Annotated in this window: 19 protein-coding genes and 1 pseudogene; 11 read left to right on the top strand and 9 right to left on the bottom strand. The window is 63.5% G+C overall.

Annotated elements, in window-relative coordinates; translation table 11 throughout:
• The first annotated feature begins 233 nt into the window (after window positions 1-233).
• The 6 genes from ACSQ86_RS24270 to ACSQ86_RS24245 all read left to right on the top strand — a co-directional run bounded on the left by ACSQ86_RS24270 (window position 234) and on the right by ACSQ86_RS24245 (window position 5,476).
• Complete coding sequence (locus tag ACSQ86_RS24270; protein WP_436295705.1) at window positions 234-473, top strand: DUF6364 family protein; 240 nt, start codon at window positions 234-236, stop codon at window positions 471-473.
• Window positions 474-480: 7 nt separating this feature from the next.
• The gene (locus tag ACSQ86_RS24265) at window positions 481-897 is read left to right on the top strand and encodes a TA system VapC family ribonuclease toxin (RefSeq protein WP_436305388.1); all 417 of its coding nucleotides are present in this window, start codon (window positions 481-483) and stop codon (window positions 895-897) included.
• A 927-nt stretch (window positions 898-1,824) separates the two neighbouring features.
• Window positions 1,825-3,423, top strand: coding sequence for a flavin monoamine oxidase family protein (locus tag ACSQ86_RS24260; protein ID WP_436305387.1), 1,599 nt, complete (start codon window positions 1,825-1,827; stop codon window positions 3,421-3,423).
• A 48-nt stretch (window positions 3,424-3,471) separates the two neighbouring features.
• On the top strand, window positions 3,472-3,948 hold the full coding sequence (locus ACSQ86_RS24255; protein WP_436305386.1) for a c-type cytochrome: 477 nt from the start codon (window positions 3,472-3,474) through the stop codon (window positions 3,946-3,948).
• Window positions 3,949-4,000: 52 nt separating this feature from the next.
• Entirely contained in the window at window positions 4,001-4,522 is a 522-nt protein-coding gene (locus tag ACSQ86_RS24250; RefSeq protein WP_436306351.1) for a RidA family protein, read from the top strand.
• 579 nt (window positions 4,523-5,101) lie between these two features.
• Window positions 5,102-5,476: a VOC family protein gene (locus ACSQ86_RS24245; protein WP_436305385.1), complete on the top strand. Its 375-nt coding sequence runs from the start codon at window positions 5,102-5,104 to the stop codon at window positions 5,474-5,476.
• A gap of 332 nt (window positions 5,477-5,808) precedes the next feature.
• Here ACSQ86_RS24245 and ACSQ86_RS24240 read toward each other — a convergent pair whose 3' ends face one another.
• The 9 genes from ACSQ86_RS24240 to ACSQ86_RS24200 all read right to left on the bottom strand — a co-directional run bounded on the left by ACSQ86_RS24240 (window position 5,809) and on the right by ACSQ86_RS24200 (window position 13,282).
• Window positions 5,809-7,074 carry a carboxymuconolactone decarboxylase family protein gene (locus ACSQ86_RS24240; RefSeq protein WP_436309709.1) on the bottom strand — a complete coding sequence of 422 codons (1,266 nt, stop codon included), beginning with the start codon at window positions 7,072-7,074 and terminating at the stop codon, window positions 5,809-5,811.
• Window positions 7,075-7,179: 105 nt separating this feature from the next.
• Window positions 7,180-7,917, bottom strand: a complete 738-nt coding sequence (locus ACSQ86_RS24235) for an SDR family oxidoreductase (protein WP_436309708.1) — start codon at window positions 7,915-7,917, stop codon at window positions 7,180-7,182.
• A gap of 107 nt (window positions 7,918-8,024) precedes the next feature.
• Entirely contained in the window at window positions 8,025-8,351 is a 327-nt protein-coding gene (locus tag ACSQ86_RS24230; RefSeq protein ID WP_436309707.1) for a hypothetical protein, read from the bottom strand.
• 113 nt (window positions 8,352-8,464) lie between these two features.
• A complete protein-coding gene (locus tag ACSQ86_RS24225; protein ID WP_436305382.1) occupies window positions 8,465-9,211 on the bottom strand; it encodes an SDR family oxidoreductase in 747 nt (248 codons plus the stop codon).
• A 170-nt stretch (window positions 9,212-9,381) separates the two neighbouring features.
• Window positions 9,382-10,440 carry a helix-turn-helix domain-containing protein gene (locus tag ACSQ86_RS24220; protein ID WP_436309706.1) on the bottom strand — a complete coding sequence of 353 codons (1,059 nt, stop codon included), beginning with the start codon at window positions 10,438-10,440 and terminating at the stop codon, window positions 9,382-9,384.
• A complete protein-coding gene (locus ACSQ86_RS24215) occupies window positions 10,437-10,700 on the bottom strand; it encodes a hypothetical protein (RefSeq protein WP_436305380.1) in 264 nt (87 codons plus the stop codon). The genes ACSQ86_RS24220 and ACSQ86_RS24215 overlap by 4 nt, the downstream gene beginning before the upstream one ends.
• 15 nt (window positions 10,701-10,715) lie before the next feature.
• Window positions 10,716-11,204, bottom strand: a complete 489-nt coding sequence (locus ACSQ86_RS24210) for a YybH family protein (RefSeq protein WP_436309705.1) — start codon at window positions 11,202-11,204, stop codon at window positions 10,716-10,718.
• 140 nt (window positions 11,205-11,344) lie between these two features.
• Window positions 11,345-12,250 (bottom strand): LysR substrate-binding domain-containing protein, encoded by a 906-nt coding sequence (locus ACSQ86_RS24205; RefSeq protein WP_436305378.1) that lies wholly within the window; start codon window positions 12,248-12,250, stop codon window positions 11,345-11,347.
• Window positions 12,251-12,427: 177 nt separating this feature from the next.
• On the bottom strand, window positions 12,428-13,282 hold the full coding sequence (locus ACSQ86_RS24200; RefSeq protein WP_436309704.1) for an IclR family transcriptional regulator: 855 nt from the start codon (window positions 13,280-13,282) through the stop codon (window positions 12,428-12,430).
• 68 nt (window positions 13,283-13,350) lie between these two features.
• Between ACSQ86_RS24200 and ACSQ86_RS24195 the strand changes: the two genes are divergently transcribed.
• From ACSQ86_RS24195 to ACSQ86_RS24175, 5 genes and pseudogenes are all read left to right on the top strand, one after another.
• Window positions 13,351-14,331, top strand: a complete 981-nt coding sequence (locus tag ACSQ86_RS24195) for a fumarylacetoacetate hydrolase family protein (RefSeq protein ID WP_436305376.1) — start codon at window positions 13,351-13,353, stop codon at window positions 14,329-14,331.
• 6 nt (window positions 14,332-14,337) lie between these two features.
• Window positions 14,338-14,661, top strand: a complete 324-nt coding sequence (locus ACSQ86_RS24190) for an NIPSNAP family protein (protein ID WP_436305375.1) — start codon at window positions 14,338-14,340, stop codon at window positions 14,659-14,661.
• A 42-nt stretch (window positions 14,662-14,703) separates the two neighbouring features.
• Window positions 14,704-15,252: a VOC family protein gene (locus tag ACSQ86_RS24185; RefSeq protein WP_436305374.1), complete on the top strand. Its 549-nt coding sequence runs from the start codon at window positions 14,704-14,706 to the stop codon at window positions 15,250-15,252.
• Window positions 15,253-15,341: 89 nt separating this feature from the next.
• Window positions 15,342-16,298, top strand: coding sequence for a Bug family tripartite tricarboxylate transporter substrate binding protein (locus tag ACSQ86_RS24180; protein ID WP_436305373.1), 957 nt, complete (start codon window positions 15,342-15,344; stop codon window positions 16,296-16,298).
• Between the two features lie 118 nt (window positions 16,299-16,416).
• Window positions 16,417-16,515, top strand: a pseudogene (locus ACSQ86_RS24175) (NAD(P)H-dependent oxidoreductase); the annotation flags it as partial.
• Window positions 16,516-16,517 lie beyond the last annotated feature (2 nt).

The raw sequence follows: 16,517 nt of genomic DNA, 5'->3' as shown, positions 1-16,517 counted from the left end.
GCGGTTCCTCGATGCCGGCGACTGTCTCCATGGAAACAGCGTGATGGGCGCGCGCTCTGTCCCAGGGCGAGCTCAGGACGCGCGTGCATGCGCCGGCGGCTTTCGTGCGGGCTTCGCCTTCGCTGGCTTTGGCGGTGCCCTTGCTGGGGCAGTTTTGGCAAGGACCTTGGCATCGTCCAGGGTCGGCACTACAATACAGAAATCTGTACTCGCGTCCTGCGACTCGCCAGCCCATGAAGACCACGCTCAACCTCAACGACACATTGCTGACTGAAGCCAAGGCGCTGGCGGTGCAGCAGCGTACGAGTCTGACGCGCCTGATTGAAGAAGGGCTCCAACTGCGCCTGCGCTCATGCCCGCCTCAAAAGAAATCCGTGCGCCTTCCCGTCTACCGAGGAAAGGGCGGCCTGGCCTCAGGGCTCGACGGATTGAGCAACAAGGCAATGTTGGACGCCGCCGACAGTGACGCCTGACGTTAACGTGCTGGTCGCTGCATCGCGTAGCGATCATCCGCACCATGCAGTGGCCCGCAGCTGGTTGGAAGCAGCCGTCGCCAGCGCAACTCAAGGAAAGCCACTGAAGCTGCAGCCGATGGTGATCGCGAGCTTTCTGCGGCTTGTGACGCATCCGAAGATATTCGTGAACCCGACGCCGACGACCGAAGCCTTGCGCTTCGTGGACGTGCTGTTGGCCGCACCGGGTGTCGAGCAATCCGCACTCGGCGCCGAGTGGACTGCGCTCCGCAAGCTGTGCGCTGACAAGGCACTCGGTGCGAACGACATACCGGATGCGTGGCTGGCTGCTGCGGTCATCCATCAAGGCGAGCATTTGGTCACGTTCGACGGCGACTTCAAGCGGCTGCTATCGAGAGCGCAGTTCACACGACTCGCGGCGTAGCGTGGCCGCCAAGCCAATCTTGCTATGTCGGAGGAGCGAGGATGCTTCTATGTGCAGGCTCGAAAATATCCACAACCTGCTGTTGCTTAGTCAAAAATATCCGCAACCTTAGGAAAATTACGACTGTGACTGGGAAGAATAAAGTTCGTCGATGACCATAAAGTGGTCGGGAAAGGCCTAAATCTGGCCAGCAACTTCTACGAGCCGGTCACCGTTTGAGAAACGGCGGAACACTTGCCAAAGGCGCAGACAGGGCACGCTGAGCGTCGCAGGTTTACTAGAGTTGTGGTCAATTTCTCCCCGTGAGACCCCCCAGATTTACCAAAACAATGAGTTGTGGTCATTTTGAGAGAACTCGATTGGAGTTCCGCACGACGGGTTTGCGCCAATACGACAGAAAGGGTGCGCCAGGCCAGACGAACGAAACGGATGGCAGGATCCAGCCATCATCTGACGCTCGTCTTCGTGCTCGATATCGGAGCCCGGAATAGGGCGCCGGTTCAAGTTCGGCGTGCCTCCCGAACTCGACGTCCCAAAGCGGACGTCTATCGTCGCTTGCCCTGGTCGCGCGGTCGCCAGTACCCCACCTGTTCCATCATGCCAGCCGAATAGCGATCGCCGACCGCGGCGCCCATTGGGGCAGCATCGTCCAGCATCTTCAAGTCTTCCCGCGTGAGATTGATTCCGGCCGCAGCGACGTTCTCTTCGAGGACCTGATGCGTCGGGTGCCGGGAATCGGCCCCGTTTCGCGACTCATCGTCCGCGCAGCGAAAGGCCTGAAGGCAGCCTGCGCCGGCGCCGGTACCGGCACTGTTCCATTTGGCAGTCTTCTTGACCGCGCGGTGACGCGGCTTGTGTCAGGCCCGAAAGATGCTTTTGACTTCGCGGGTTTCAAAACTCATCACAACTTCAACCAAGCACTTCACCATGCATCCAGAAGAACAGAGTTTTCTCAGTCGGCGGGCCCTGCTCGCGACGATTGGCAAAGTGGCCGGCGGCGCGGCCATGTACCAGGCCATGAGCTCCATGGGCTACGCCGCCGAATCGGACTATCGAGGGCCGGTGAAACTGTCACCGGCCAAGCCGGGCGCCACGGTCCTGGTGCTGGGTGCGGGCCTGGCGGGCATGACGGCGGCCTATGAGCTGCGCGCGGCCGGCTACCAGGTGCAGATTCTCGAGTTCAACGACCGCGCGGGCGGGCGCAACTGGACGCTGCGCGGCGGCGACCGCTACACCGAGCTGGGCGGCTTCACGCAGAACGTGGACTTCGCCCCAGGCAACTACATCAACCCCGGCCCCTGGCGCATTCCCTACCACCACTACGCGGTTCTGGACTACTGCAAGCGGCTGGGCGTGGCGCTGGAGCCGTTCATCCAGATCAATTACAACGCCTACGTCCACAACACCAATGCCTTCGGCGGCAAGCCGCAGCGCTTCCGTCACATCCAGACCGATGTGCATGGCCATGTGGCCGAGCTGCTGGCCAAGGCAGCCAACCAGGGCGCGTTGGACCAGTCCGTCACGCGCGAGGACCGCCAGCGCCTGCTCGAAGGCCTGAAGGCTTGGGGTGCGCTGGACAAGGACTACCGCTTCGCTGCCGGCACGATCTCCAGCGACCGGCGCGGCTACGACATTGACCCGGGCGGCGGCCTGATGCCGCTGGCCAAGCCCTCGCAGCCCATGGGCCTGAAGGACGTGCTGAGCTCCGAGATGTGGGGCCAGGTCGCGCTGGGCAACATCTACGAGTTCCACAGCGCGATCTTCCAGCCGGTGGGCGGCATGGACAACATCGGCAAGGCCTTCGAGCGCGAGCTCAAGTCGCTGATCCGCTACAACACCAAGATCACGAAGATCGAGCAGTCGGCGAGCAAGGTCACCGTCACCTATGTCGACGCCAAGGGAGGCGGCGCTGCGCGCCAGGCGAGCGCCGACTGGTGCGTGTGCACGATCCCGCTGTCGATCCTAAGCCAGATCGAGGTGCAGGTCGGCGACGCGATGAAGCAGGCCATCTCAGCCGTGCCCTACGGCGCGTCGGTCAAGGTGGGCCTGGAGTTCAAACGCCGCTTCTGGGAAGAGGACGAGCAGATCTTCGGCGGCATCACGCAGACCAACCTGCCGATCCGCAACATTTCCTATCCGTCCAACGGCTTCCTTTCCAAGGGCCCGGGTGTGCTGCTGGGCTGCTACATGTTCGACAACGTGCACGCCTTTCGCATGACGGGCCTGTCGCCGGAGGAGCGCGTGCGCGCCGCGCTGGAGATGGGGTCGCAGATCCACCCGCAGTACAAGCAGGAGTTCAAGACCGGCGTGGCGGTGGCCTGGAACCGCGTGCCGTTCATCAACGGCTGCTACGGCCGGTGGACCGACGCCCTGCGGGCGCAGCACTACAAGAACCTGTGCGAGATCGATGACCGCATCGTGCTGGCCGGCGAGCATGCCTCGTACATCCCGGCGTGGATGGAAGGCGCGATCCTGTCCTCGCTCGATGCCATCCAGCGCCTGCACCGCAAGGCGCTGGCGGCCTGACCCCCAACGGCGAACCTTATCCCATCGTCCAGATTCACGGAGTAACTCATGATCAAACCCGCATTGATCGGCGCCGTCGGCGCGGTGGCCGTCCTGATGCTCGCGGCCTGCGCGCAGCAGCGGCCGGCACCGCAGGGCACAGCCGCCGCACCCGACGCCGCGCCGGCCCTGTCCAACGCGCAGCTCGTGGCCAGCTTCTCCACCAACCCCGCCCGCTTTACCCAGCAGGGCGGCGAGACGCTATATCGCTCCATCTGCCAGGGCTGCCACATGCCGGGCGGCCAGGGCGCCAACGCCGGCGCCGGCTTCTTCCCCGACCTGCGCAGCAACCAGAAATTTGCCGCGGGCGCCTACCCGGTGCTGGTGGTGATGAATGGCCTGAACGGCATGCCGCCCTTCGGCCACCAACTCAACGATCAACAGATCGCTGATGTGGTCAACTACGTGCGGACCCATTTCGGCAACCAGTACGCCGATGCAGTCACCGCCCAGTCCGTGACTGCCATGCGGCCGGTTGCCAAGTAGCCTCGCTGAACCCATGTCCCAAGGAAAGGAACAGATCTTGACTTCGTCGCCCATGAATTCGCTCGCTGCCTGTCTCGGCGCGGCCGCCCTGGTGGCCCTGACCGGCTGCGCCTCTTCGATGGCGGGTTCCTCCGCCAGCGTGGTCCGCCACAAGATCCCGGGCTCCAACTTCCCGATCTCGGCCGCAGTCGAAGTGCCCGCGGGCGCCACGCGCGTGTACCTGTCGGGTAAGGTGCCGCCAGTGGTCGACAAGACCAAGGCCACGACCGACCCGGCAGCCTATGGCGGCGACACGCGAGCCCAGACCGTCGGGGTGCTCAAGGCCATCGAGGCGCAGCTGACCGACATGGGTCTGTCGCTCAGGGACGTGGTGAAGATGCAGGTGTTCCTCGTGGGCGATCCGGCCAAGGGCGGCAAGATGGACTTCGCCGGTTTCATGGAGGGCTACACCCAGTTCTTCGGCACGGCGGCGCAGCCTAACTTGCCCGTGCGCTCGGCCTTCCAGGTGGCGGCGCTGGCCAACCCGGCCTACCTGGTCGAGATTGAGGTCGAGGCCGTGCGCCCGGCCAAGTAGCAGTCGCCGTCCGCTGGCCGCCGGCGGCTCCATGCTCGCGCGCGGGGGGTGCCGGGGCCGGCCCCGATCAATCGGCCTTGATGCCTTCTTGCCGGATCACCTCGCGCAGGCGTGTCACGTCGGCCTGCACGCGCTGGGCGAATTCCGCCGGGCCTTCGAAGTCCGGGTACATCGCCGAGCGTGCCCCGCCGCTACTTCATCTGGCAAGGCTTTGGTTGTCGCCATGTCTTTAAGCGAGACTAGATGCATGTGCGAACCTCGACAAGCTACCACTATCCCCGACTGACTTTCCAGGATTGACAACCATCGATCTCCCGCGCCTCGCGTAGTTCTCGACGAACTTTCGGTCAAAGTACGTGTCGGGACGGGTCTCGACGATCTTTATTCCAAGCCTTCAACTGCTGCTGCTGCTGCTGCTGCTGCTGTGTGTTCCTTGCCATTAATGTCTGAGACATGCCATTAAAGTCTGAGACGCGGCATTAAAGTCTGAGACATCGAGCCGCAGCGAAGGACCGCTTTGCTGGCGGCATGCTCCGGTTGCCTCTCCGTCAGGCAGGCCCACACACTTCAGGAGAACTCATGTTTGACCACGTCAAATTCGGAGTCAGCGATTATGCAGCGAGCAAAGCGTTCTTCCTCAAGGCACTCGAACCGCTCGGCGTAGCTGTTGTCTCGGAGGGGCCCCCGACGTACGGTGTCGAGCTTAGCCCAAAGGGTAAGGCTTCATTGTGCCTGTACCAAACCGAGGAGAAGCCGGCGCATCTTCACCTGGCGTTCACGGCCGAGAATCGCCAGCAAGTCGAAGCTTTCTATCGCGCGGCTCTGGAGGCGGGTGGCAAGGACCATGGTGCGCCTGGTCTGCGCCCGCACTACCACGCGAACTACTTTGCAGCTTTCGTCATTGGTCCGGACGGGCACAACATCGAAGTGGTTTGCAACGAACCCGAGGCCTAACCCTTTATCGAGGGGACGTCCACAAGCGGGCTTCGTTCATCGCCCACTTGTGGACGTCCCCTCATGTCAAACGTTGAAAGTCTGCTTCCAGCCTGCGGACAATCCGCTCTCTGGCTCGGCTTGTCTCAAACATTGGTGCACACCTCGGCATCCGGGGCGTCGAATGGCAAAGCCTGTCCCAGACTTTCGCAGCGAAACCTGGCCCGGCACTGCCCCACGTCCGTGTCTCAGACTTCATTGGCGCGGAACAGGAGGGCAGATTTCAACGTGAGGCTGAAGTTCGCGGATGAGAACTGGATTCTTTCACAGGAATGCGGCTCGCTCATCCATGGTCACAGTCCACGCTTCTGGAATTCCTCGCCCGCAATCCGCATCGCGCCTTGCACCGCCGGAAAGCCGAAGTAAGCCACCATGTTCAGGAGCGTCTCGACGATTTCCTCGCGGCTGGCGCCGACGTTGAGCGCAGCATTGATGTGCACACGCAAGGGCGTTTCCGTCGTCTGGGTCGCGCGACCTGCCAGCGCGGCGCAGGCCGTCAGCTCACGCGTCTTGGGGTCGAGTGCGGGACGACAGAAGATGTCGCCATAGGAATGCTCGACGATCATCTGGCCGATCTCGGGCGCCACGTCCTCGAAGCTGCGGACAACGGCTTCGCCTGATCCACCCGAGGTCGCGGCGAGCGCGGCAAGCCCGCGCTCCCTTCTGCGGGTGCCGCTCTCCGAACCGGGCTTCGAACTCCGGACGGCAGAATCGACAGCGGGCAGCTCATCACGCTCCTCGAATGCTTGTGCGGCGACACCGAATGCGTTCAGCGCGGCAGGGAAGCCGGCATAGACGCTGACCTGGATCAGCGCTTCGATGATTTCGTCCTTTGTGGTGCCGACCTTGAGGGCGCTCTCGAGATGGAGGCGCAACGCATCCTGGCGGTTGCCGACCGTTGCCAGCATGGTCGCGATAACGAGATGCTTGGTCTTGTTCTCGAGCCCGCCGCGCGCCAGCACATCTCCAAAGGCGAACTCGATCGACCATTGCGCCAGTTCGGGCGAGATGGCCTCGAACGACGCAAGATAGTCCGAGGGCGGACCTTGCATGAGCTCGCCGAACGCCTTGAGACCGCGCGCGTACCGGCTGCTGCCCGCATCGGGTTCCGGCAGCATCGGAGAGAACGGGATGGACCGATCCGCAAGGATCTGGCAAACGATCCCGATCGTGTTGATCGCCGCCGGAAAACCAAGGATCGCCGTGGCGATGAACATGACTTCCACGAGATCCTGAGCGCTGCCTCCGACGTTCAGCAGACCTTCCATGTGAAATCGCAGCTGAGGCTGAGCGGATCCCTGGGCGATGAGCGAGCCCACGTTGCAGAGCTGTCGAAGCCGAAGATCGAGCCCGGGGCGCGAGAGAACGTCGCCGTAGGGATAGTCGACAGTGAAGCGCGCCATGTCCGGCGACACGCGTCCAAGGCGGCCGATGGGGCCGTCGTACTCGGGCCCGCCGATCTGCCGAAGAATGGCCAGGCCCCGCGCGTGGCGCGCTTCTGCATCATCGGAACGCGGCGCATCGTTGTCCGATGCGGTCTTGCCGTTGTCGTTGGTCATCGAGATTCCTTTGTGATCAGCTCGTCACTTGCCTTCGAGCATCCGAACAGATGTCAACGCAACAATGGCGGAGCAAGTTGAAATGCGGCGGGCGGCCGAGCAAGTTCAATAGGGACTTGCCGTTGGCCGAACGATGATCTCGCTGGTGTCGACGTCATCGGGTTGCTCGATGGCGAAGGCCACGGCTCTCGCGATCGCATAGGGCGAGATCGAGATCTGCCTGTAGCCGCGCATGACTTCGCGCGCGCTCGCGTCGGAGATACTTTCGGCAAGCTCCGACTCGGTGACGCCGGGAGATACCACCGTCACGCGGATGTCACCACCGACCTCCTGGCGAAGGCCCTCCGAGATCGCCCGCACGGCGAACTTGGTCGCGCAGTACACCGCGGCCGTCGGAGACACCGTGTGCGCCCCGATCGAAGCCATGTTGATGAACTGTCCGCTGCCTTGCGCCCGCATCCGGGGCAGGCCCGCGGCGATGCCATGCAGGACGCCGCGGATGTTCACGTCGATCATCCGGTCCCATTCGTTGACCTTGGTCTCTTCCAGGGGCGACAGCGGCATGACCCCCGCGTTGTTCACGATGACATCGACGCGGCCGAATTCGCGCGCGGCGAATTCAACGAACGAATCGACGTCCTCGCGCTTCGTCACGTCGACAGCGCGAAAGCGGGCCTGTCCGCCTTCGCGGGTGATCGCCCCGGCGATGGATTCCAGCTTTTCGGTTCGGCGAGCGCCCAGCACGACGCGAGCGCCGCGCTCGGACAGCAAACGCGCGGTGGCCTCGCCGATTCCGCTGCTGGCGCCCGTGATGACGACGACTTTTCCTTCAATTCCAGACATGACTGCTCCTAGGGTGGTGGGTTGAATCCTTGCGCTGTTGCAGGGATGAGATGAAGTCTAGGAACGAGGGGCGGGGGAGTGGTATGCCAATTCGGGCGCATCCTTGCCTAATCCTCGCCAGTGCGAGCCTCGCCCGTGAAAGCCGGCGACAGCGGCCTTGCCGCGCATCGAAGCGGTGGTCTTGGCAGCCCGGAATGCGGCTCGGCTGACCGAAAGCGGGACTGGCGCCGAGGTGGCGGGGTTGGGGCCATGTCCTGGTCGGATTGCCAGCACACGGGCACCGTGGCGAGATAGTGCGTGCGCGGTTCGATGTCGCGCAGTGCGGATTCGAGCGTCGGATAGACGTCGCCCGCATGCAGATCGAAGGCGCCCGGTTTTCCTTGGCGGTGAAACCAGCCGCTGCGATAAAGGTTGATGTAGCCGGTGATCTTCACGGTTCGTCCTCAGTGGCGGAATGCCCGGTGTTGCGAGCACCGCAGGGGTGGATTGCTGTCGGCCAGCCTGCTGCCGCGGATGAATCCAGCGGTGGCAGGGCTGGCCGGCGGGCTTACCAGGGTTGCGTGGTGGGCAGCACGAAGACCTCCGCCACATTCACGTGCTTCGGCGCCTTCAGCGCGAACAGGATCGTGTCGGCGATGTCCTCGGCCTTGAGGAAGGTCATCTGGTCCTTCAGCTGCTCCATCTGCTCGCGGTACTTCTCGTCGGAGATGTGCTCGAACAGCTCGGACTCGACCGCGCCCGGTTGAATGCAGGTGACGCGGATGTTGTGCTTGGGCGCAACCTCCAGCCGCAGACCCTCCGAGAACGCGGTCACCGCGTGCTTGCTGGAGCAGTACACCGACAGGCCCGGGAACACCTTGCGCCCGGCGATCGACGAGGTGTTGACGATGTGCCCGCCACCCTGCTTCTTCATGTACGGCAGGACCTCTGCCGTCGTGTTCAGCAGGCCCTTGACGTTGACGTCCATCATGCGGTGCCATTCGTCCGTCTTCAGGCTCTCGACGTCCGAGATCGGCATCAGGCCGGCGTTGTTGAACGCGATGTCGATCGCACCATAGGTGTCGGCCAGCTTCTTGACGCCGGCGGCGACTGCCGCAGGATCGGTGACGTCCATGGCGATCGCCACGGCCTCGCCACCTGCAGCGCGGATCTCGGCAACGAGTTGCTCCAGACGGTCCAGACGGCGAGCGGCAACGCCCACCTTCACGCCGTTGGCCGCCAGCTTGCGCGCGGTTGCGGCGCCGATGCCGCTCGAGGCGCCAGACACCAGTGCAACTTTTCCATTGAGTTCCATGACAGTTCCTTTTCCATTCATCAAAGTTGAGGTTTGCGTGCCTCAACGATCAAGCTGTTGAGAAGCGTTGAACTTCGCCGGGCACGGGATGAATGGTCGCGGCGATGCGCTTTTCGAGCGCTCGCTGCGTTGCGGACCCTGTCGGGGTTTTGCTGTCGGAGCAGCGGCAGTCAGGCTTGCCCGCGGTACTCGCTCGGCGCGACGCCGACTTCGCGCTTGAATACCTGTGCGAAGTGGCTCGGACTGGCGTAGCCCACATCGAGTCCCACCTCGATCACCGGCTTGCCGGTCTCGCGAAGAAGGCGGCGTGCCCTGTCGACGCGCAGGCGAATGAAGTATCGGGAGGGGGAGAAACCAGTGGTCTTCTTGAACGCTCTGCAGAAGTGGAACTCGCTCAGCCCTGCGGCGCGTGCCAGGGGCTGCAGGCGGAATTCCTCGTCCAGGTGCTCTTCGAGCATGGCGATGATGCGATGGAGCTTGAATGCGGGCAGCCCGCCGCGTGGGGCGGATGGGCGCCGGCCGGCGTCGGGATAGGCGCGAACCAGGTGCACGGCCAGGCCCTGCGCCAGGCCCTGGACCATCAGCGTGCTCGGCTGACGGTGGGCCATGAGCTCGCTGCGAATCTGCCCGAGAAACATCGAGAGTGTTGGATCGTTCGCCCCGGACACCTCCCTCAGGGCAAGCTCAACTTGGTCTGCGCCGTGGACGTCGCGCACTGCGCGTTTCATGACGTCCAATCCCAGGTAGATGTGCATCACCTGGAAGGGCTCCTTTCCTTCGGTCGTCCATCGCAGCTCGCAAGGCTTCGGCGAGGTGGTCAGGAAGAAGTCTCCGGCGCGCACCCGGCTGGCCATCCACCGCCCCCCGAGTTCGCGCTCCTCGACGACAGCGCTTCCCGACAGCACCCACACGATCAGCGGCTCGGGAACCGCCGGGATGATCAGGCTCTCCTGGACGGGCCGGCGAAGGAAGACCTGCACCAACAGGTCTTTCCACGGCCGCCCCTTGCTGCTGGCGAGCAGCTCGCCGGGGACGCGTTCGTCGAGCGCTTCGGCGGAGGATCGTTCCTGCAGGGGCATCGTTCGGTGAAGGGTGAGTGCTGCCAGCGCCCTTCGAATCGGCCAGGCGCGCCGGGAATAGGCGAATGCTACTTCCGAGCGCCGAATGAGCGGTGAGCTACGGCACCAGAATGGCCGAGCCCGAGCGACGACGAGCGGCAATGTCTTCATGCGCGCGGGCCGCCTCTGACAGCGGGTATCGCGTGATGTCGATCTGTCCGAACGTACCGGCTCGAAGCGCGTGGAACGGATACACCGAAGAGCCTGCCGGCCGCATCGGCCGATCCGCGCTGGCTGGTGGACAGCGCGGTGATCTCGAAGTCGTCCGCGAGCGACTTCAAGGCCGGGATGTGCGCCTGCGCCGCCCATCCGCGAACCGGACTGGCGCCGATGATGCCGACGCGAATCTTCTTGCTTGCGTCGTTGGTCATGGTGGTCAACCGAGATCACTTCGCGCGCGGCAGAACTGACGAGAAGCTGTAGCGGGCGATCTTCCATTGCCCGCCCGTCTTGCGCAGCAGGAACAGCTCCTGGTTGCTGCCCGGAATCTCGGCGCCGTTGGCAACGATCTTGACGGTACCGCTCGAGGTCGTGCGCAGCATGGCCCACTCCGGCGACAGCAGCTTCGCCTCGGCGATCTGGAACTTCAGCTTCAGCGCGATCGCCTGGAAGACGCCGGCATAGGCCTCGCGCAGCACCTTGGTGCCGATGGCCGTCGGGCTCTCCGGCGCCATGAACACGCCATCGTCCGTGTAGAGCTGCACGGCAGCATTCACATCGCCGGTGTTCAGCGCGTGCTCGTACCTGTTCAGCAACTGCTCGATTTCGGCCCGCTGGCCGGCCTGCGCCGTGCTCGACGGCTGGGCCTGGGCGCTGGGCGCCACGGCTTGAAGAGCAAGGCAAGCGGCTGCGACAGCCCAAGAGGTCTTCATCATGTTCAATCCTTGTGTTGACGCGGCGATTCGCGCGGAATGAACAATAGGGATCTAGCCTCGGTCGCACTAGCCGGTGCGAGCTCAAATCACTTTCTCGCCAGTGAGAAGCTGGCAGCCGGGTCGCCGTGCCGGGCTTGCCTTCACGCCAGGGGATGGGCTTCGAAGTAGCTCACGCAAAAGTCCTTGAAGGCACGCACCAGCGGCGACAGGTTTCTATTGCTGGGGAACGCGACGCTCAGCTTGGCGCTGGCGAACTGCCACTCGGGCAGCAGCTCCACCAACCGGCCTTGCTGCAGCGCCGCCTGGCACAGAAAGCTGGGCAACTCCGAGATGCCCCGCCCGCCGACCAGGCCCTGCAGCACGCCCGCATAGTCGTTGATCACCAGCCGCGGCTCGGGCTCGATGCGCACCGACTCGTGCTCGCGGCTCAGCGTCCACGCCAGCGGCCGCTCCCAGCGGGCGAACGCGAGCTGTACATGCGAAGCCACGTCTTCCGGTCGCGTCACCGGCTCGATGCGCGCCAGGTAGTCCGGCGAGGCCAGCAGCCGCGGTCGCTGGACGGCGACGGTGCTGGCGACGACGCTGCTGTCGCGATTGCTCGGCTGACCGCCGCGGATCGACAGGTCGATGCCGTCGGCGATGTAGTCGATGTAGCGCTCGGTGACCAGGCAATGCACCGTCACCTTGGGATAGCGCTGCTGGAAGGCGCTGACCAACGGAACGACCGCCAAGTCGGACATGCTCGGCGGGATCGAGATTCGCAGCCGGCCCGAGATTTCGGCTTGGCGCTGCGTCACCAGCGAATCGGCCGCCTCGAACTCGGTCAGGCCGCGGCGGCAGGACTCGAAGTAGCCCTGGCCGATCTCGGTCATGCGCAGTTGCCGCGTCGAGCGCTCGAGCAAACGAACGCCCAGCGCCTTTTCCAACTCGGCAATCTTGCGACTGACCGTGGACACCGGCACGCCCTCACGCGCCGCCGCTTTGGAGAAGCTCCCCGCTTCGACCACCCGCACGTAGAGGGCCATCGCGTTCTTGTCAGTGTTCATCGGCCTTCTTGCAGTTTCGTACGATCAGCGTACCGGTTTGAGGCGGTAGTCGTCGCTACCATGCCGAGACGCGACGGCGAACTCAACTACGCCAACGCTCGTGAATTCAGTGGCAGGTGTCGCGCCGGCCGCGCATCGGGACGGAGTTTGTCTACCGATACTGGTCGCTCGGAGAGTCTAGACATACCGGGCCCAGCTTTGCCCCCTGAGTACGCGCTCGATGTCGCGCGTCGCTACCGTCAGGCTCTGCATGAGGGTAGTCTGCCGCGCCTTCGTCATACGGGCATTGACCCCTGCCACGCTGATGGCGCCCAGCACGTGGCCAAGACTGTCTCTGAAACTTCGGCCAACCGCCGTGACCCCTGGGGTAATGCGGTTGCGAATCAGGGAGCACCCAGTCTCTCGCGCCGTCTGCAGCGATTCGCGCAGGATGTGCTCGGGGAAGTCCCACTCCTTGGCGATGCGTTCTTGCACCTGCGCCAAGGTGGCCTGCTGCTCGTCATCGTCCAGTGCTGCAAGGATGGCCAGTCCGCCGGCCCCTAAGCCGAGCGGACGGCGGCTGCCCACATGCAGCGTGACAACTCTGACCGGCGTAGGCCCTTCGACCAGGTCGATGCAAACGGCCTCGATTCCACTGCGCTGGATCAGATAGACCGTCTCTGCGGTTTCACTCGCCAACTGCTCGATCAAGGGACGGCATAGGCTCCGAATGTCGAACTGGTGGGTAGCCGCAAGCCCCAGCTCATAGGCCAATGGACCCAGCGCGTACCGCTTCGAGTCCTCCATCTTCATTGCCAAACGCTCGGCGATCAGTTGGGCGAGCAGCCGGTGAACCGTGCTGTTGGAGAGTCCGGTGTCGCGTGCCAATGCGGTCAGCGCCGCACCCCGCCGGCCCGCTGTAGCCAGCACACGCAGCAGTGCGACAGAGCGCTGTAGCAATCCCGCTCCTGCCGCTCCTGCCGCTCCTGCCGCGCCGGCCTTCACATCATGCATTTCCATTGAATGGAAATTCAAGGCGGAAGCGTCGATCAAAGTCCAAGAATTGACGTCAATGCAAACCGCCTTGCTGGCGGCCCTAGGAAAGACATGGAGCGTCAAACATGAAACTCGCCACCCTGAAGCGCGGAGGCCGCGACGGCACCCTGATCGTCGTCAACAAGGCCCTGACCCGAGCCGCGTCGGCGCGGGAGATTGCCCCAACGCTTCAGTACGCCCTTGAGCGTTGGGCGACCGTTGCGCCTCAGCTGCAGGAGTTGCATGAGCGCCTTGAGCAGGGGGAGCTCACCGATGTGTTCGATCTGAACATCGACGCGCTGGCCAGCCCACTTCCTCGGAGCTATCAGTTCCTGGACGGGTCCGTGTACCTCCATCACATGGAGAAGGCGCGCAAAGCGCGCGGCGCTGACATGCCGCCGAACTACAAGACCGATCCGCTGATGTATCAGGGCCTGTCGGACCGCTTCGACGGCCCGCGCGACCCGATGCGCCTACCCGATGAAAGCCTGGGCATTGACTACGAGGCCGAGGTCGCGGTGGTGGTTGATGACGTGCCCATGGGGACGACCGCTGACGAAGGCGCGTCCCACATCAAGCTGGTGATGCTGCTCAACGACTTCACCCTTCGCACCCTGACACGAAGCGAGTTGCCGAAGCAGTTCGGCTTCGTGCAAGCCAAGCCCACGAGCTCGTTCTCGCCTGTTGCCGTGACGCCGGAGGAGCTGGGCGACGCTTGGGATGGGCGAAAGCTCAGCCTCCCAATCCTGTCCTTCATCAACGGACGCGCGATGGGTCGTGCCAACACCGGGCGAGATATGTTTTTCGACTATCCGCAGCTGATCGCCCATGCGGCGCGCACGCGCTCGCTGAGCGCCGGCACCATCATCGGGGCCGGTGCCGTATCGAACCTCGATCCAGAAGCCGGGTACGCATGCATCGCTGAAGCGCGCGCTGACGAGGAGCTCAGGCACGGGCAGGCCAGCACACCCTGGTTCAGGTTTGGCGACACGGTGCGCATCGAGATGTTGGATGGCGCGGGCCAAACGATCTTCGGCGCCATCGAACAGCGCATCCAGAAGGCCTGACGCGCCATGCTGGTCGAGCAACGCACCTACACAACGCATCCCGGCAAGGTACGGGAGTATCTTGCGCTGTATGAGACGGAAGGCCTCGCCGTGCAGCGCCGCATCCTCGGGCGCATGGTGGGCTATTACCGCTCCGAAATCGGTGAACTGAATCAGGTGGTTCACCTGTGGGCCTATGTCGATCTGTCGGAACGCGGGCAGCGCCGCGCCGCGCTGCTTGCAGACCCACAGTTCAAAGCCTACGTACAGAAGATGCTGCCACTGCTCGTGCGCCAAGAGTCGCGACTTCTCATTCCCGCCTCCTTCTTCACCCCCACATGGCAGGACTGAGCCACTGAAGCTCTTCCAGCCTCCGTCATCAGGAGTTCAAACATGCTTTGCAAGAAACTGCACCACGCCGCCTACCGTTGCAAGGACGCGGACGAGACCACCAAGTTCTACACCGAGATGCTGGGTCTGAAGTTCGCCCATGCCATGGGTGAGGACCATGTGCCGTCAACGGGGAAATACAGCCCCCACGTGCACATCTTCTTCGAGCTCGAGGATGGCAGTTCCATCGCTTTCTTTGAGTGCCCTAAGGACCCGGGTGAGATCAAGGACATGGCTTCCCCAGACTGGATTCAGCACTTCGCCTTCGAGGTAGAGAGCGTGGAGGTCCTGATGCGTGCAAAGGAGGATTTGCAGGCGAAGGGGTTGAAGGTCGTAGGGCCGACAAATCATGATGACTTCATCACCTCGATCTACTTCTTCGATCCCTCAGGGCACCGACTAGAGCTGACCGCACGCACGTGCCACGACCCAGCTCGGCTGCAGAGCTTCGCCGACGAGGCACCGGAGGTTCTTGCGCTTTGGTCCGAGACCCATGACTGGTCGCAACGCGCCAAACTGTTCGGCAGCAGTTCCGGCTACCAGCGCTCCTGAGCGACCAGCCCCTCACACCGAGGTGTGACGTGACATCCCTTCCGAGGTGTGACGCGACATCCTTTCCAACTACAAGCACGAGACAAGCCATGATTCGACGCCAACTATTCGCAGCCATTCTTGCCGCCCCGCTCGTCGCTCAAGCTGCGGGCTACCCCGACCGGCCCATCACGCTTGTCCACGGGTTCAACGCCGGCGGCAACGCGGACGTGGTCGCACGCATCATCGCGCTGCCGCTGTCCAAGGAGTTGGGGCAGTCAGTCCTCGTCGACCCCAAGGCCGGTGCGGGCGGCAACCTGGCATCGGGACAGGTCGCCAAGGCCCCCGCCGATGGCTACACGCTCATCCTGCAGACGGGCGGACATGCAGTGTCGGCCGCGATGATGAAGAAGCAGCCTTTTGACCCGTTGGAGAGCTTCGACTGGGTCTCCGTGGTCACCAAGTTCCCATTGGTGCTGGCGGTCAATGCGGAGAGCAGGTTCAAGAACATAAAGGATGTACTTGTTGCTGCGAAGGCCGCGCCTGGCACCATCTCGTTCAGCTCCGTGGGCATCGGCTCGACTCAGCACCTATCAGGTGAACTGTTCCAGGCCGCCGCAGGCATCGAGCTCATCCACATCCCCTACAAAGGAGGGGCGGCCCCGCTCCAGGATGTATTGGGTGGGCGTGTTGACCTGATGTTCGACTCCGTGACGGTGACCCGGACCCATATCGAGTCGGGCAAGCTCCGTGGCCTCGGCGTGACATCGACTAACAGCGCTCCGCAGCTGCCGAGTGTGCCTCCGATGAAAGACTCGGTGCCAGGTTTCGAAGTGACATCCTGGACCGGTGTTGCCGCACCGAGGGGCCTTCCGCCTGCAGTGGCGCAGCGCCTGCACGAGGCCTTGGTCAAGGTGTTGGCTCAGCCAGATGTCGTCAAGCAGCTCGAGGCGACTGGCGGTGTCGCCAGCCCTTCGTCGAGCGGTGCTGAGATGAAGACTTTTGTTCAGGCGCAAGTCAGTAGGTGGTCCAAGGTGGTGAAGGATGCGAACATTCCCATGCAATAGCCAGCATGAACAACAGCTTCATTGACGTCGTTGGTCTGTGTGGCGGCCTGCGCGCCGCCTCCATCAATCGCATGGCTCTCGACCTGGCTGGCCAGGTAATGCCTGCGGGGATGGAGGCATGCTCAAGAACATGCTCGACTGGCTGTCGCGCGTTGATGCCCAGCCCTTCGCCTACAAGCCCGTGGCGATGATGTCGGCATCTACCGGAGCCCGGCGCAC

Source organism: Variovorax sp. LjRoot130, from assembly GCF_964253755.1.
Taxonomy (GTDB): domain Bacteria; phylum Pseudomonadota; class Gammaproteobacteria; order Burkholderiales; family Burkholderiaceae_C; genus Variovorax.
This window is presented reverse-complemented; position numbering and strand designations above follow the sequence as displayed.

What these genes read in the sequence shown, in the direction of transcription:
- ACSQ86_RS24270 (WP_436295705.1), top strand. Translation starts at nt 234, where the DNA reads ATGAAGACCACGCTCAACCTCAACGACACATTGCTGACTGAAGCCAAG.
- ACSQ86_RS24260 (WP_436305387.1), top strand. Translation starts at nt 1,825, where the DNA reads ATGCATCCAGAAGAACAGAGTTTTCTCAGTCGGCGGGCCCTGCTCGCG.
- ACSQ86_RS24255 (WP_436305386.1), top strand. Translation starts at nt 3,472, where the DNA reads ATGATCAAACCCGCATTGATCGGCGCCGTCGGCGCGGTGGCCGTCCTG.
- ACSQ86_RS24250 (WP_436306351.1), top strand. Translation starts at nt 4,001, where the DNA reads ATGAATTCGCTCGCTGCCTGTCTCGGCGCGGCCGCCCTGGTGGCCCTG.
- ACSQ86_RS24245 (WP_436305385.1), top strand. Translation starts at nt 5,102, where the DNA reads ATGTTTGACCACGTCAAATTCGGAGTCAGCGATTATGCAGCGAGCAAA.
- ACSQ86_RS24240 (WP_436309709.1), bottom strand. Translation starts at nt 7,074, where the DNA reads ATGACCAACGACAACGGCAAGACCGCATCGGACAACGATGCGCCGCGT.
- ACSQ86_RS24235 (WP_436309708.1), bottom strand. Translation starts at nt 7,917, where the DNA reads ATGTCTGGAATTGAAGGAAAAGTCGTCGTCATCACGGGCGCCAGCAGC.
- ACSQ86_RS24225 (WP_436305382.1), bottom strand. Translation starts at nt 9,211, where the DNA reads ATGGAACTCAATGGAAAAGTTGCACTGGTGTCTGGCGCCTCGAGCGGC.
- ACSQ86_RS24220 (WP_436309706.1), bottom strand. Translation starts at nt 10,440, where the DNA reads ATGAAGACATTGCCGCTCGTCGTCGCTCGGGCTCGGCCATTCTGGTGC.
- ACSQ86_RS24215 (WP_436305380.1), bottom strand. Translation starts at nt 10,700, where the DNA reads ATGACCAACGACGCAAGCAAGAAGATTCGCGTCGGCATCATCGGCGCC.
- ACSQ86_RS24210 (WP_436309705.1), bottom strand. Translation starts at nt 11,204, where the DNA reads ATGATGAAGACCTCTTGGGCTGTCGCAGCCGCTTGCCTTGCTCTTCAA.
- ACSQ86_RS24205 (WP_436305378.1), bottom strand. Translation starts at nt 12,250, where the DNA reads ATGAACACTGACAAGAACGCGATGGCCCTCTACGTGCGGGTGGTCGAA.
- ACSQ86_RS24195 (WP_436305376.1), top strand. Translation starts at nt 13,351, where the DNA reads ATGAAACTCGCCACCCTGAAGCGCGGAGGCCGCGACGGCACCCTGATC.
- ACSQ86_RS24190 (WP_436305375.1), top strand. Translation starts at nt 14,338, where the DNA reads ATGCTGGTCGAGCAACGCACCTACACAACGCATCCCGGCAAGGTACGG.
- ACSQ86_RS24185 (WP_436305374.1), top strand. Translation starts at nt 14,704, where the DNA reads ATGCTTTGCAAGAAACTGCACCACGCCGCCTACCGTTGCAAGGACGCG.
- ACSQ86_RS24180 (WP_436305373.1), top strand. Translation starts at nt 15,342, where the DNA reads ATGATTCGACGCCAACTATTCGCAGCCATTCTTGCCGCCCCGCTCGTC.